Origin of the sequence: Paraburkholderia sp. (assembly GCF_028283785.1) — a bacterium.
Lineage (GTDB): Bacteria > Pseudomonadota > Gammaproteobacteria > Burkholderiales > Burkholderiaceae > Paraburkholderia.
The window spans coordinates 42,788-56,075 of record NZ_JAPWKB010000007.1 but is presented as its reverse complement, the minus strand read 5'-3'; the positions used below and the strand labels follow the sequence as shown (position 1 = coordinate 56,075).

13 protein-coding genes are annotated in these 13,288 nt (G+C 62.1%); 5 read left to right on the top strand and 8 right to left on the bottom strand.

The window, feature by feature from the left end; translation table 11 throughout:
• The first annotated feature begins 437 nt into the window (after window positions 1-437).
• A complete protein-coding gene (locus PW947_RS09100; RefSeq protein ID WP_299630997.1) occupies window positions 438-1,268 on the top strand; it encodes an SAM-dependent methyltransferase in 831 nt (276 codons plus the stop codon).
• Window positions 1,269-1,295: 27 nt separating this feature from the next.
• On the opposite strand, the gene PW947_RS09095 is transcribed toward PW947_RS09100, so the two are convergent.
• Window positions 1,296-1,874: a DUF1415 domain-containing protein gene (locus tag PW947_RS09095; protein WP_299631202.1), complete on the bottom strand. Its 579-nt coding sequence runs from the start codon at window positions 1,872-1,874 to the stop codon at window positions 1,296-1,298.
• A 90-nt stretch (window positions 1,875-1,964) separates the two neighbouring features.
• Window positions 1,965-2,672, bottom strand: coding sequence for a TetR/AcrR family transcriptional regulator (locus tag PW947_RS09090; RefSeq protein ID WP_299630996.1), 708 nt, complete (start codon window positions 2,670-2,672; stop codon window positions 1,965-1,967).
• Window positions 2,673-2,848: 176 nt separating this feature from the next.
• Here PW947_RS09090 and PW947_RS09085 point away from each other — a divergent pair, with 176 nt between their 5' ends.
• Window positions 2,849-4,132: an MFS transporter gene (locus PW947_RS09085; RefSeq protein WP_299630995.1), complete on the top strand. Its 1,284-nt coding sequence runs from the start codon at window positions 2,849-2,851 to the stop codon at window positions 4,130-4,132.
• A gap of 220 nt (window positions 4,133-4,352) precedes the next feature.
• Entirely contained in the window at window positions 4,353-4,946 is a 594-nt protein-coding gene (locus tag PW947_RS09080; protein ID WP_299630993.1) for a nitroreductase family protein, read from the top strand.
• An 89-nt stretch (window positions 4,947-5,035) separates the two neighbouring features.
• Here the strand turns inward: PW947_RS09080 and PW947_RS09075 are convergent, their stop codons facing one another.
• Window positions 5,036-6,532 (bottom strand): MFS transporter, encoded by a 1,497-nt coding sequence (locus PW947_RS09075; RefSeq protein ID WP_299630992.1) that lies wholly within the window; start codon window positions 6,530-6,532, stop codon window positions 5,036-5,038.
• 183 nt (window positions 6,533-6,715) lie between these two features.
• Here PW947_RS09075 and PW947_RS09070 point away from each other — a divergent pair, with 183 nt between their 5' ends.
• Entirely contained in the window at window positions 6,716-7,966 is a 1,251-nt protein-coding gene (locus tag PW947_RS09070; protein WP_299630991.1) for an Hsp70 family protein, read from the top strand.
• A gap of 189 nt (window positions 7,967-8,155) precedes the next feature.
• On the opposite strand, the gene PW947_RS09065 is transcribed toward PW947_RS09070, so the two are convergent.
• Entirely contained in the window at window positions 8,156-8,359 is a 204-nt protein-coding gene (locus PW947_RS09065) for a cold-shock protein (protein WP_007180251.1), read from the bottom strand.
• Between the two features lie 424 nt (window positions 8,360-8,783).
• Here PW947_RS09065 and PW947_RS09060 point away from each other — a divergent pair, with 424 nt between their 5' ends.
• Complete coding sequence (locus PW947_RS09060; RefSeq protein WP_299630974.1) at window positions 8,784-10,379, top strand: APC family permease; 1,596 nt, start codon at window positions 8,784-8,786, stop codon at window positions 10,377-10,379.
• A gap of 84 nt (window positions 10,380-10,463) precedes the next feature.
• On the opposite strand, the gene PW947_RS09055 is transcribed toward PW947_RS09060, so the two are convergent.
• The 4 genes from PW947_RS09055 to prmC form a co-directional block, all read right to left on the bottom strand.
• Entirely contained in the window at window positions 10,464-11,249 is a 786-nt protein-coding gene (locus PW947_RS09055; protein WP_299630972.1) for a class III extradiol ring-cleavage dioxygenase, read from the bottom strand.
• Window positions 11,250-11,387: 138 nt separating this feature from the next.
• Entirely contained in the window at window positions 11,388-11,987 is a 600-nt protein-coding gene (locus tag PW947_RS09050; RefSeq protein WP_299630971.1) for a UbiX family flavin prenyltransferase, read from the bottom strand.
• 39 nt (window positions 11,988-12,026) lie between these two features.
• Window positions 12,027-12,338 carry a Grx4 family monothiol glutaredoxin gene (gene grxD, locus PW947_RS09045; RefSeq protein WP_299630970.1) on the bottom strand — a complete coding sequence of 104 codons (312 nt, stop codon included), beginning with the start codon at window positions 12,336-12,338 and terminating at the stop codon, window positions 12,027-12,029.
• Between the two features lie 86 nt (window positions 12,339-12,424).
• Window positions 12,425-13,285, bottom strand: a complete 861-nt coding sequence (gene prmC / locus PW947_RS09040; RefSeq protein WP_299630968.1) for a peptide chain release factor N(5)-glutamine methyltransferase — start codon at window positions 13,283-13,285, stop codon at window positions 12,425-12,427.
• Window positions 13,286-13,288 lie beyond the last annotated feature (3 nt).

Below are 13,288 nucleotides of genomic sequence, written 5' to 3'. Positions count from 1 at the left end.
CACTGCAGGTTACGTAACGTTCGTCCCAATGTTCCGGGCCGACCTCCCCACACGCTGACCTGTCCGGTTTCGATCAATCGTCCCGGCAGGCCCATATTTGTTGTCGCTCGCGGCGTGCCCTCACCATTCCACCGCACGCGTTGCCCGGCTGTCGTTACATTACCGCGGTGCTGCCACCTGCTTTTGCCGCCTGCTATCGTCCGATAGCGCATCGTTACTGCAAGTTCACGCTGCGCTGAAGTTTCCGTGCACTGCGCCCTGTGATGCATGAAGCGTTCCAGGTTGGCGGTCGCACGGAGCGTTGCCACGCTGCCGTTTTGCGTCGATCGCAAAGTCCTGTCGGTCAGGTCTTCGCGCTTTCGGTAAACTGGCAGCAACTTTTCCTTTTTTCCGTCATCTGTCGCACGTTCGCGCTGAAATGGATGGCGGTTCCCACGATGTCTAGCAAAACTCACGAAATCCGCCCGAATCAATCCGTCGAACTGTTGAAGGAACTGCATATCCTCACGCGCGACGGCAAGATGAACCAGGACAGCCGACGCAAGCTGAAACAGGTCTATCACCTGTTCCAGTTCATCGAGCCGTTGCTCCAGGACCTGAAGGACACGCAGGGCAGCGTGACGCTCGTCGATCACGGCGCAGGCAAGTCTTATCTGGGCTTTATTCTCTACGACCTGTTCATCAAGGAACAGCGCGATGCCTCACACATTTATGGCATTGAGACGCGCGAAGAGCTGGTGACGAAGTCGGAAGCGCTGGCGGCGCGGTTGGGATTCGGCGGCATGTCGTTCCTGAACCTGTCGGTGGCGGACTCGATCACGTCCGACAAACTTCCGCCGCAGGTGGATATCGTCACGGCGCTGCACGCCTGCAACACCGCAACGGACGACGCGATCCGCTTCGCGCTGCAAAAGCACGCGAAGTACATCGTCGTGGTGCCGTGTTGCCAGGCGGAAGTGGCGGGCGTGCTGAAGCGCAACAAGAGTCAGTCGCTGGGGAATGCGCTGACGGAAATCTGGCGTCACCCGCTGCATACGCGCGAATTCGGTAGCCAGATCACCAACGTGCTGCGCTGCCTGCAACTGGAGGCGCACGGCTATCAGGTGAACGTGACGGAACTGGTCGGCTGGGAGCACTCGATGAAAAACGAGCTGATCATCGCGCACTACAAGGATTTGCCCCGTCGTCGTCCGACCGAGCGGCTCAACGAGGTGATGGAGAGCCTCGGTCTGACTGAATTGCGCGAGCGGTTCGCGGTCGCGGCCTAAGCGTCAGCCGGAAAAGCGGCCGTCCGCTTAATCGTCCGACGGCCGGCTCATCCAGTCCTGCCAGCCTTTCAGACCCATCTTGCGCAAGGTTTCCTGATTTCGCTCGTAGATATCGGCAGCGTCGGGAAAGGCATCGACCGCGCGCTCGATGCTCGCTTCGCGCAGCAGATGCAGGATCGGATAGGGCGCACGATTCGTGTAGTTCTCGATATCGTCGGCGGCGGAGCCTTCGAACTGGTAATCCGGATGAAAGCTGGCGATCTGCACGTCGCCTGCGACGCGCAATTGCTTGAGCATCCGGTCCGCGAAAAACAGGCAGTCGTTGTAATCGAGGAAATCGGCGAGCGCGTGCGGGAGGATCAGCAGCGTGGTGTCGAGAATGGCGGGATCGGTCGCCGTGAGCGTGTGCAATTCCGCTTCGAGATCGGTCAGCACGCCTTCCATGTCGGTCGCGTCGCTGACGGCGTAGCGGATCTGTTGTTTCACGTGCACCGCTTTCGCGAACGGGCACAGATTCAGGCCGATCACCGCGCGCGTCAGCCAGTGACGGGTGGCCGCGACGATGGTGTCGTGGGAGGCGGTGTCGTGAGAAGCGGCAGACGGCATAGGAAGAGACAGCAAGCGCGGACGGGTGAAAGAGACCGCTATTTTAACGATGCGCGGCGGCGCGTCGTTTGATCGCGATTGCGCCGCGCGTCATTCCGGCGTCGCCGGGTTCGAAGCCGCCGCCGGACACGCTGACCGGATCAGCAGCGCCGCTACTTTCGGCGCGGCGAGAATCGGCCCGCAACCCGGCCCGTAAGTCTGGCTCGCGGCATACACGCCCTCGATCACCAACCCCAGCGCATTGGCGAGCGCAACCGGGTCGTCCGCGCCGGCCTGAGTGGAAAGCTCCGTGAGACGCGCCATCAGACGCGCCTTGTTATCCGCGACGAACACGCGCGCCGCGTGCGACGCGTCCGGAAATTCCACTGCCACGTTGACGAACGGACATCCCCGGTAATCGTCGATCGACGCGCGTCGTGCGAGGTCGTCGAAATATTGCAGGAGCTGTTTGGCCGGTTCGCCCGGATGCTTGTCGAAACTCTTCTCGACGTAGCCGAAAAACTGGCGGTCCTTGCGTTCCAGATAGCCGAGCACAAGTTCGTCCTTCGACGAAAACTGGCGGTACAGGCTCATCTTGTTGACGCCCGCCCGCTCGACCACGGCATCGACGCCGACCGCGCGCACGCCTTCCCGATAAAACAGCTCCGACGCCGCATTCAGCAGATTCTCCTGCGCCTGCGGCCCGGCCGTTTGCGTGCGCGCGCGCGGCGGCGTGCGGCGCGCGCGCTTGTCCGGCGCAGCGGTTTCGGCCGTGGCGCTGGCCGGGACTGTTTCAGCGGGATCGGCGGTATCTGACATGGACGTGCCTCGCGGAATTTCTGTGAATCTCTCGATCAATCAATACCTTGACATGTTACCGACCGGTCACTAACATCGCAACTCAAATTGTGACAGACTAGTCACAAGTCTTTTACGACAACTGTAATAACGCAGCGACGCTGGACGGTTTGCACCGCGCGTCGACGGGAGATCCGATGAACTGGGCAGCGAAATGGATTGGCGGGCGCTTTCACTACGGGTGGCTGACCGTGGCCGTGGTGTTCCTGGTATTGCTGGCGGCGGCCGGAACGCGCGCCACACCGAGCGTGATGATGGTGCCGCTCGAACATCAGTTTGGCTGGAGCCGCGCGACGATCTCGCTGGCTATTTCTGTGAACATCGCGCTTTACGGTCTGATGGGCCCATTCGCGGCGGCGGCGATGCAGCGTTTCGGCGTGCGTCCCACGTTGCTGATCGCGCTGGCGATGCTGGCGGCGGGCGTCGGCTTGTCGTCGTTGATGACGCAACCGTGGCAGATGATTCTGGTGTGGGGCGTGATGGTCGGCAGTTCGACGGGCGTGGCGGCGCTGTCGCTGTCCGCAACGGTGGTGAACCGCTGGTTCACCACGCATCGTGGGCTCGTGATGGGCATTCTGACGGCGAGTTCGGCGACGGGACAACTCGTGTTCCTGCCGCTGCTCGCAGCGATTGCGCAGAATCACGGCTGGCGGCCGGTCGTGTGGACGGTCGCGATTGCCGCCGCGATCACGTTGCCGCTGGTCGCGTTTTTGCTGCCCGAGCGTCCCGCGGACATGAATCTGCGTCCGTTCGGCGAACCCGCCGACGCGCCGTTGAATACCACGGTCACCAAACAGAATCCGCTCGCGATCGCGTTCGGCACGCTGGCGATGGCCAGCAAGACGCGCGATTTCTGGCTGCTGTTTTTCAGCTTCTTCATTTGCGGCGCGAGCACCAACGGCTATGTCGGCACGCATCTGATCGCCATGTGCGGCGATTACGGGATGACGGAAGTGCAGGGCGCGTCGCTGCTCGCCGCGATGGGCATTTTCGATCTGTTCGGCACCACGCTGTCGGGCTGGTTGTCGGACCGGTTCAATAGTCGTGTGCTGCTGTTCTGGTATTACGGACTGCGCGGCCTGTCGTTGATGTATCTGCCGCATGCGTTCGGCATCGACTTTTTCGGCTTGCCGCTGTTCGCCGTGTTTTACGGTCTCGACTGGATCGCCACCGTTCCGCCGACCGTCCGTCTCGCCACCGACGTCTACGGCAAGGAAAGCGCGCCGGTGGTGTTCGGCTGGGTGGTCGCCGGCCACCAGCTGGGCGCGGCGTTCGCGGCGCTCGGCGCCGGCATGTTGCGCGCGAGCCTGGGCACGTACACGGTCGCGTCGATGATTTCGGGCGGCTTGTGTCTGGTCGCGGCGGTGATCGTGTTGCGCATCAATCGCGGCGCGCGAAGCACGTCGGCGCAACCGGCTTGATGCCGCTCCGGCTTCGCGTGGTCTGAGCGGAGACGGCGCGAAGACGGCGCGGGAACGGCGCGAAGGCCGCCGGACCGACGACGCGGCGCGATGTGGCGCAATGCGGCGCGTCGTCGCCGGAGTTCGCATTCTTTGCGAACGCACGCAAGTCGAACCCCGGTTATGCTATGTGGCCGCGGGCACTCGCCCGACGATCATGAATTTCGACCGAGAGAAGCGCATGACCAACAAACCCGCCCCTACCGCAGTTGCCATCCACGAATTGATCGCCGGCCGGTGGAGCCCGCGCGCCTATTCGAGCGAGCCGGTGAGCCGCGAGCAATTGCATTCGGTCCTCGAAGCCGCCCGCTGGGCGCCGTCGTCGTATAACGCGCAACCGTGGCGCTTCGTAGTGTTCGACCGTAGCGTCGACGAAGTGTCGTTCAAGCAGGCGTTCGCGACCCTCGTGCCGTTCAATCAAGGCTGGAACGCACCGGCGCCGGTGTTGATCGCCGTCACCACGCAAACGCTGACGAACAAGGGCGAAGTGAACCGCTGCGCGCCGTACGACGCGGGCGCTGCCGCGCTGGCGCTGGTGTTGCAGGCGCATGCACTGGGTCTCGCCGCGCATCAGATGAGCGGCTTCGACGTCAACGCGTTCCGCAGCACGTTCGCCGTTCCGAACGACGTCGAAGTGATCGCGATGATTTCGATCGGCCATTTCGGCGATGTCGACAAGCTCGACCCGGTGTTGCGCGAACGTGAGAAGTCGGTCCGCACGCGCCTGCCGCTCGGCGACATCGCCTTCGCCGGCGCATGGAAGAAGCCGTTTTAAAGCTGTTCCGGCCGCAACGGATTAAAAAACGCGTGACCTCATCGCTGAGGCACGCGTTTTTTATCGTGCGTACGCCGTCGGTTACGAAGTCATTCGTCCGCACTCACCGCCGACAATGGCGCGGCCACACTTTCCAGCGATTTCCGTTCTGCATCGACGCCCCAGATCGCGGCGACGACCGCCGCAAAAATCATCAGCGCAGAACCGACCAGATAGCCGGTGAACACCTCGCTGCGCTGATGCGTGTCGATCAGCCGCCCGAAGAACGCCGGCCCGGCAATGCCGCCCAGCGCCGTTCCAAACGCGTAAAAAACCGCGATCGCCAGCGCGCGAATTTCCAGCGGAAACGATTCGCTGACGGTCAGATACGCCGAACTCGCCGCCGCCGACGCAAAGAAGAAGATCACCATCCACGCGATGGTTTGCTGCGTCACGTTCAGCCATTGCTGTTCGAAGGCGTAACCGCTGACGGTCAGCAATATGCCGGAAAGCGCATAAGTCGTCGCGATCATCTTGCGTCGTCCGATCACGTCGAACAGACGGCCGAGCAGCAACGGTCCGAGGAAATTGCCGAGCGCGAACGGCAGCAGATACCAGCCGATATGGTCGCCGGGCACCTGATAGAAATCGGTCAGCACCAGCGCGTAGGTGAAAAAGATCGCGTTGTAGAAAAACGCCTGCGCGGTCATCAGCGACAAACCGACCAGCGCGCGGCGCCGGTGCACGACGAACAGCGCGCGAAACACTTCACCGAGCGGCGTGTGGTCGCGCGCGCGCAGTTTCAGGCTGGTGTCCGGATCGTCCGTCAGCGTATGGCCTTCGTTGCGAAAGCGCGTTTCGATCGCCTCGACGATGCCGCGCGCTTCGTCGTGATCGCCGTGTGTGATCAGCCAGCGCGGACTTTCGGGCACCCAGACGCGCATCGGCAGAATGGCCAGCGCGAGCACCGCGCCGATAAAAAAGCACGCGCGCCAGCCGTAATCGGGCGGCAGCAGGTTCGGATCGAGCAACACCAGCGAACCGCCCGCGCCGAGCGCCGCGCCCACCCAGAACGTGCCGTTGATACCGAGATCGGTCCAGCCGCGCACGCGCGCCGGTGTAAATTCCTGAATGGTGGAGTTGATGGCCGTGTATTCGCCGCCGATTCCCGCGCCCGTCAAAAAGCGAAACATCAGGAAGCTGGCCAGATTCCACGACAGTGCGGTGGCCGCGGTCGCCGCCAGATACAACGCGAGCGTGATGAAGAACAGCTTGCGACGGCCGAGCCGGTCGGTGAGCCAGCCGAATCCGAGTGCGCCCAATACCGCTCCAGCAATGTAAGCGCTACCGGCGAGACCGACATCGGCGTTGCTGAAGTGCAGCGTCGGACTGGATTTCAGCGCGCTCGCCACCGATCCCGCCAGCGTGACTTCGAGCCCGTCGAGCAGCCATGTCACACCGAGCGCGACGACGATCAGCGAATGGAAACGGCCCCACGGCAAGCGGTCGAGCCGCGCGGGCAGGTTGGTTTCGACGATGGCCGCCTTCGTTGCGGCGGCGTCGGTGGTGACGTGAGCGTGGGCGTCCGCGGCGGCGGGTTCGATCATTGCTGCCTGTCTCCTGTTCGTTTAAGTACAATTTGGCGACATATGCTGCGCAAATGAGCAAATTCTGTTCCGTCCGTCGACCGCGTCCGAGCGCCGTCGACGTTGTTGATACCCGGCGCGCTTTCGTGTTACAAAGCCGCTCCCCTTTCTGTGCGCGCCAGCCCTCAGCGGCGATCCCCTGCCATGACTTATTGCGCGATTGACTTCGGCACCTCGAATTCGGCCGTCGCCGTGCCTGATGGCGCTGCGCTGCGCCTTGCGCCCGTCGAAGGCGCGTACACGACGCTGCCCACTTCCGTCTTTTTCAACACCGACGAGAACACGCGCGAGTACGGCCGTGCCGCGCTCGAAGCGTATATAGACGGCTTCGACGGCCGTTTGATGCGCTCGATGAAGAGCATTCTCGGTTCGCCGCTGGCGGAAAACTCGACGGATCTCGGTGACGGATCTGCGATCAAATACACCGATGTAATCGCTATCTTCGTCGATCATTTGAAAAAATCGGCAGAGAAGAGCGCTGGAAGCGCGATTTCGCGCGCGGTGCTCGGCCGTCCGGTGTTCTTCGTCGATGAAGATCCGCGCGCCGACGCGATGGCGCAGTCGCAGCTGGAAGCGGCGGCGCGGTCGGTCGGATTTCGCGAGATTCATTTTCAGTATGAGCCGATCGCAGCTGCGTTCGATTACGAATCGCATCTGACGGAAGAAGGTCTCGTGCTGGTCGCCGATATTGGCGGTGGTACGTCGGACTTCTCGCTGGTGCGCGTGGGGCCGGAGCGGATGCATCGGATCGAGCGCAAGGACGATGTGCTGGCGCATCACGGCGTGCACGTTGCGGGAACCGATTTCGACCGGCGCGTCGAACTCGCGACGGTTCTGCGTGAACTGGGTTACCAGTCGCTCGATCCCAACGGCCGCGAAATCCCGAACCGCATCTACTTCGACCTCGCGACGTGGCATCTGATTAACACGGTCTACGGACCGAAGCGCGTCAACGAACTGAGCCTGATGCGTCATCTGTTCACGCAAACGCGTCATCACGACCGTCTGATGCGGGTGGTCGAGCAACGTCTGGGTCACGCGCTGGCCGCGCGCGCGGAAGAGGCGAAGATCGGCGTGGCGGCGGGCGGGGAAACGATCATCGATCTGGATCAGGTCGAAGACGATTTGCGCCTGGCTTTTGACGAAGCGCAACTGATCAAGTCGGGTCAGGACGAAACCTTGCGCATCGTTCAGGCGGCGCGGGATACGGTCCAGGCAGCGGGCGTCGCGCCGCGCGATGTCAGCGCGGTGTACTTTACCGGCGGTTCGACCGGACTTGCGTTCTTGTCGGGTGCGCTCGCGGGTGCATTTCCGGATGCGCGACCGGTATTCGGCGACCGACTTGCCAGTGTCGCGACTGGACTCGGTATTCACGCACGACGGATCTTTCAATAACCGTCCAAATCAAATCAATTGAAAGCGCTTCACGTAAAAAATACGTATTGATTCATCTGCGGTGCGTGTGTTTCATGATTGGTTCAAATGAATCAATCATTCATAACGTGAATGCGCTTTGCAATTGCAATAGACATAAAAAAACCCCGCCGAGGCGGGGTTTTTAGCGTCCAGAAGGAAGCTGCGCGCTTACACCGGCTTGATGTTAGCGGCTTGCTTGCCCTTCGGGCCCGTCTTGACTTCAAACGTAACCTTTTGGTTTTCTTGCAGCGTCTTGAAGCCTTCCGTGCGGATTTCCGAGAAATGCGCGAACAGATCTTCGCCACCGCCGTCCGGCGTGATGAAGCCAAAGCCCTTTGCGTCATTGAACCACTTGACGGTACCGGTTTCCATATTACTTGTTCCTAAAGATGGTGAATAAGGCCGAAGCCCAATGGGTGCATGAAAATCAAGGAAGGGGGTAATGGGACCAACCGGAGTACCGTTGATGGGCGAACTACGAAAGACCAATTCACTCGCCGCTTGAAATCCTGCCCGAACGTTATACGGCCATTTCGAGAGAAGGTCAACAGTGCCCGCAAATCTTTACAAGATCGGCCATGCCAAGTGGATTGCTTGCTTACAAATCTTGCTGTTCGCCGGGATTTTTACTTAGGGAGAACCCTCGGTTTCACCGCATTGCGCCGGTGCAACCGTTAAACTACGCGCCGCGCGGGGATGGGTTGCACTGGAAGGTGCCCATGCCGTGCTCGTCACCGTCCTCACCGCCATAAGCGATGCCACGCGGTGCCGACATGGTTTTGATACAGGAGAAGACGTGAAAAGTTCTATTCAACGGAACATCGGGCCGTTCGCGCTATTGCTGACAGGACTCGGTTCGATCATCGGATCGGGCTGGCTGTTCGGTGCGTGGAAGGCCGCAAAAATTGCAGGACCCGCGGCAATCTGCGCGTGGGTCATTGGCGCGGTCGTGATTCTGGCGATTGCGTTGACCTATGCCGAACTCGGCGCGATGTTCCCCGAGTCCGGCGGCATGGTGCGTTACGCGCGCTATTCGCACGGCGCGCTGGTCGGGTTTATCAGCGCGTGGGCCAACTGGATCGCGATCGTTTCCGTGATCCCGATTGAGGCCGAAGCCTCGATTCAATATATGAGCACGTGGCCGTATCAGTGGGCGCACGACCTGTACATCGACGGATCACTCACCAGAAACGGGCTGTTCCTGTCCGCGGGGCTGGTGATCATCTATTTCGTGCTGAACTACTGGGGCGTCAAGCTGTTCGCGCGCGCCAATTCGGCAATCACGGTCTTCAAGTTCATCATTCCGGGCGCGACGATCGCCGGTTTGATGCTGACGGGCTTCCACCACGAAAACTTCGGCGAGGCGAGCACGTTCGCGCCGTACGGCTGGTCGGCGGTGTTCACGGCGGTCGCGACGAGCGGCATCGTGTTCGCGTTCAACGGTTTCCAGAGCCCGATCAACCTGGCCGGCGAAGCGCGCAATCCGTCCAAAAGCGTGCCGTTCGCGGTGATCGGCTCGATCTTGCTGGCGCTCGTCATCTATGTGCTGCTGCAAATCGCGTATATCGGCGCCGTGAATCCGGCTGACGTGATGAAGGGCTGGAGCCACTTCAATTTCGCGTCGCCGTTCGCGGAACTGGCGATCGCGCTGAACCTGAACTGGCTGGCCATCCTGTTGTACGTGGATGCCTTCGTCAGCCCGAGCGGTACCGGCACGACCTACATGGCCACCACGACCCGCATGATCTACGCAATGGAACGCAATAACACGATGCCGAAGATGTTCGGCAACGTGCATCCGTTCTACGGCGTGCCGCGTCAGGCCATGTGGTTCAACCTGCTGGTGTCGTTCATTTTCATGTTCTTCTTCCGCGGCTGGAGCTCGCTGGCGGCGGTGATTTCGGTTGCGACGGTGATTTCCTACCTGACCGGCCCGATCAGCCTGATGGCGCTGCGCCGCACGGCAACGGACCTCGAACGTCCGCTGACGATTCCCGGCATGAAGGCCATCGCGCCGTTCGCGTTCGTCTGCGCGTCGCTGATCCTGTACTGGGCGAAATGGCCGCTGACGGGCGAAATCATCCTGTTGATGGTCGTCGCGCTGCCGGTCTACTTCTATTTCCAGGCGAAGTCGGGCTTCTCCGGCTGGGGCCGCGATCTGAAGGCCGCGTGGTGGCTGGTCGCGTATTTGCCGGTGATGGCGATCCTGTCGTTGATCGGCAGCAAGGAGTTCGGCGGTCACAACGTGATTCCCTACGGCTGGGATATGGGCGTCGTGATCGTGTTCGCGCTGGTGTTCTACTACTGGGGCGTGCACACCGGCTATCGTTCGGAATATCTGGACGAGCGCCTGACGCACGACGAAGTGCTCGACGGCATCGGTTCGCACTGAACGTCCGCGCGGTCGATCCGCGCAACGCGTAGAAAAGCCCGCCTGAACGGATGTTCAGGCGGGCTTTTTGTTGGGCGCTCGAGCTCAGGCCGTGCCGAACACGTAGTTCGTCATTGCCAGCGACTTCTGATACGTCCCCAACGATTGAATCCCCAGCGTGTAATCGTCGTCGGCGGCACCGAGTGCGGCGAAAACCGGCAACAGATGCTCGTCGGTCGGGTGCATCAGCACGGCATGCGGCGCCTGGCGTCGATAGTCGAGCAACGCGTCGATATCGCGCTCGGCGAGGCGCGCTTCGAACCAGCCGGTAAATTCATCGACACGCGGATCGGCGTCTTCCGGACGCGCGGAGAAATCGGCGGCGCGCAGATTGTGCGTGATCTGGCCCGAACCGATCACCATCACGCCGTCGTCGCGCAGCGCACGCAACGCCCGTCCGATCCGGAAATGGTGCGCGGCATCCATCCGCGGCTGAATCGACAACTGCGCGACCGGCACATCGGCTTGCGGGAATAGCAGCAGCATCGGTACCCAGGCGCCGTGATCGAGCCCGTACGGATGCGTGGCGGTCGCGATGCCTTGCTCGCCGAGCAGCGCGGCGGCGCGCTCCGCGACCTGCGGCGCGCCGGGCGCCGGATACTGGATCTCGTACAGCGCGCGCGGAAAGCCGTAGAAGTCGTGGATGGTTTCTGGCTGCGTCGAAATGCTCGCGACCGGTTGCGCGGTGCCCCAATGCGCGGACAGCATCAACACGGATTCAGGACGCGGAATATGTTGCGACAGCGTCGCGAATTCGACGGACGGCAACGAAGGATCGATCGGCAGCGTCGGCGCGCCGTGGGACAGATACAGCGACGGAACACGGTTCATGGCAGCAGGCTCGCGGATGAGCGCGGCAAAAAGTGTGGGTTACTGCCAATATAGAGCCGCACTCCCGTTTGATAAACGGCCGGAAGTGGAATTGATTGTGTCGCCGGTGTTCGCAATCGCGTATAGCGACGCGGCCGCTCAATCTTGAGGCTGGTTCAATCCCGCCCAAGCGGGCGACAAAGCCGGACCCAGCGCAAACAGATCGAGCACGCGCGCGACGGTATGGTCGACCAGTTCGTCGATCGACGCGGGTTTCTGGTAGAACGCCGGCAGCGGCGGGAAGATGATGCCGCCCATTTCGGTGACGGCGGTCATATTGCGCAGATGCGCGAGATTGAATGGCGTTTCGCGCACCATCAGGACGAGGCGGCGGCGCTCTTTCAGCGTGACATCGGCGGCGCGGGCTATCAGGTTATCCGACATGCCGTGCGCGATGCTCGCCAGCGTTTTCATCGAGCACGGCGCGACGATCATGCCGTCGGTCGCGAACGAACCCGATGCGATGCTCGCGCCGACATCGCGTACCGAATGCACGACGTCCGCGAGCGCGTGGACGTCGTCTTTATTCATCTGGAGTTCGTGCTGGATATTGAGCCAGCCTGCGCTCGAAATCAGCAAATGGCTTTCGACGCCGCCGAGCCGCTTCAGCGTCTCGATCAGGCGAATGCCATAAATGGCACCGGTCGCGCCGGTGATCGCGATGATCAGCCGGCGGGGCGCCGCGGCGCGCGGTTGCATGGCGTGCGGCGTCCTTGCGACGGTATCGGTCAAACGCGTTTAGGCCGCAGCGAACAGTTGTTGCAGTTCGCCGGACTGGTACATCTCCATCATGATGTCCGAGCCGCCGATGAACTCGCCCTTCACGTAAAGCTGCGGAATGGTCGGCCAGTTCGAGAATTCCTTGATGCCGCTACGGACTTCTTCGTCTTCCAGCACATTGACCGTCTTGATCTCGCCGGCGTTGCACGCCTTCAGGATCTGGATGGCGCGGCCCGAGAAGCCGCACATCGGGAATTGCGCGGTGCCCTTCATGAAGAGCACGACATCGCTGCCGTCGACGATTTGTTTGATGCGTTGTTGCGTATCCATGATTGCCCTTGCGGTGCGCAAAATGTTGGGTAGATAGAACGAAATGATAGCGGATTTCGTTACGACTGACCGGACGCGGCGACGCGTCAGGTGCGACGCGGCAGCCGTCCGCCGCTGATCCGTTCGATGCCGGCCAGGTCACGCTCGGAGCGGACGTCGCTGAAACCGTGCGCGGTCAGCAACGCGCGGACGTCGGCAGCCTGGTCGTAGCCGTGCTCCATCCACAAGACGCCGCCGGTCGATGCGTCGAAGCGGGCCGCCGCGCCCGCGACAATCAAGCGGATCGCGCTGAGACCGTCGGCTCCGTCGGTGAGCGCGCCGCGCGGTTCGAAGCGCAAATCGCCTTCGGCCAGATGCGGATCGCCGTTCGCGATATACGGCGGATTGCTGACGATCACGTCGAAACGCAGCGCGGGATCGAGGGCGGCGTACCAGTCGCTTGCGGTGAAGTGCAGCGGGCCGCCCGGGCGCGGCGCGTCGAGCAAGGCCGCCGCGTTACGCTGCGCCACCTGCAACGCCGCGTCCGACCGGTCGAGCGCCCACACCGACGCATCCGGCCGCATCGATGCAATCGCAACCGCGATCGCACCGGTTCCGGTGCCGAGATCCAGCACGCGCGGCCGCGACAGGCCCGCCAGCGCATTCAGCGCAGTTTCGACCAGCAATTCGGTCTCCGGACGCGGAATCAGCACGTCGGGCGTGACTTCGAACGTCAAGCCGAAAAATTCCCGCGCGCCGACCAGTTGCGCAACCGGTTCGCCGGCCACGCGGCGCGCCTCCAGCGCACGAAAACGCGCGATGTCGGCGGCGTCGAGCGGGCGGTCGCTGCGCGTGATCAGCTCGGTGCGGCTCCAGCCGAGCGTGTGCCCGAGCAGAATCCGCGCTTCGAGCAGCGGCAGCGGCGACGCGCGCAGCAAGGTTTCGGCGGTTTGAACGTCGGATGTCATCGT

What these genes read in the sequence shown, in the direction of transcription:
- PW947_RS09100 (WP_299630997.1), top strand. Translation starts at nt 438, where the DNA reads ATGTCTAGCAAAACTCACGAAATCCGCCCGAATCAATCCGTCGAACTG.
- PW947_RS09095 (WP_299631202.1), bottom strand. Translation starts at nt 1,874, where the DNA reads ATGCCGTCTGCCGCTTCTCACGACACCGCCTCCCACGACACCATCGTC.
- PW947_RS09090 (WP_299630996.1), bottom strand. Translation starts at nt 2,672, where the DNA reads ATGTCAGATACCGCCGATCCCGCTGAAACAGTCCCGGCCAGCGCCACG.
- PW947_RS09085 (WP_299630995.1), top strand. Translation starts at nt 2,849, where the DNA reads ATGAACTGGGCAGCGAAATGGATTGGCGGGCGCTTTCACTACGGGTGG.
- PW947_RS09080 (WP_299630993.1), top strand. Translation starts at nt 4,353, where the DNA reads ATGACCAACAAACCCGCCCCTACCGCAGTTGCCATCCACGAATTGATC.
- PW947_RS09075 (WP_299630992.1), bottom strand. Translation starts at nt 6,532, where the DNA reads ATGATCGAACCCGCCGCCGCGGACGCCCACGCTCACGTCACCACCGAC.
- PW947_RS09070 (WP_299630991.1), top strand. Translation starts at nt 6,716, where the DNA reads ATGACTTATTGCGCGATTGACTTCGGCACCTCGAATTCGGCCGTCGCC.
- PW947_RS09065 (WP_007180251.1), bottom strand. Translation starts at nt 8,359, where the DNA reads ATGGAAACCGGTACCGTCAAGTGGTTCAATGACGCAAAGGGCTTTGGC.
- PW947_RS09055 (WP_299630972.1), bottom strand. Translation starts at nt 11,249, where the DNA reads ATGAACCGTGTTCCGTCGCTGTATCTGTCCCACGGCGCGCCGACGCTG.
- PW947_RS09050 (WP_299630971.1), bottom strand. Translation starts at nt 11,987, where the DNA reads ATGCAACCGCGCGCCGCGGCGCCCCGCCGGCTGATCATCGCGATCACC.
- grxD (WP_299630970.1), bottom strand. Translation starts at nt 12,338, where the DNA reads ATGGATACGCAACAACGCATCAAACAAATCGTCGACGGCAGCGATGTC.
- prmC (WP_299630968.1), bottom strand. Translation starts at nt 13,285, where the DNA reads ATGACATCCGACGTTCAAACCGCCGAAACCTTGCTGCGCGCGTCGCCG.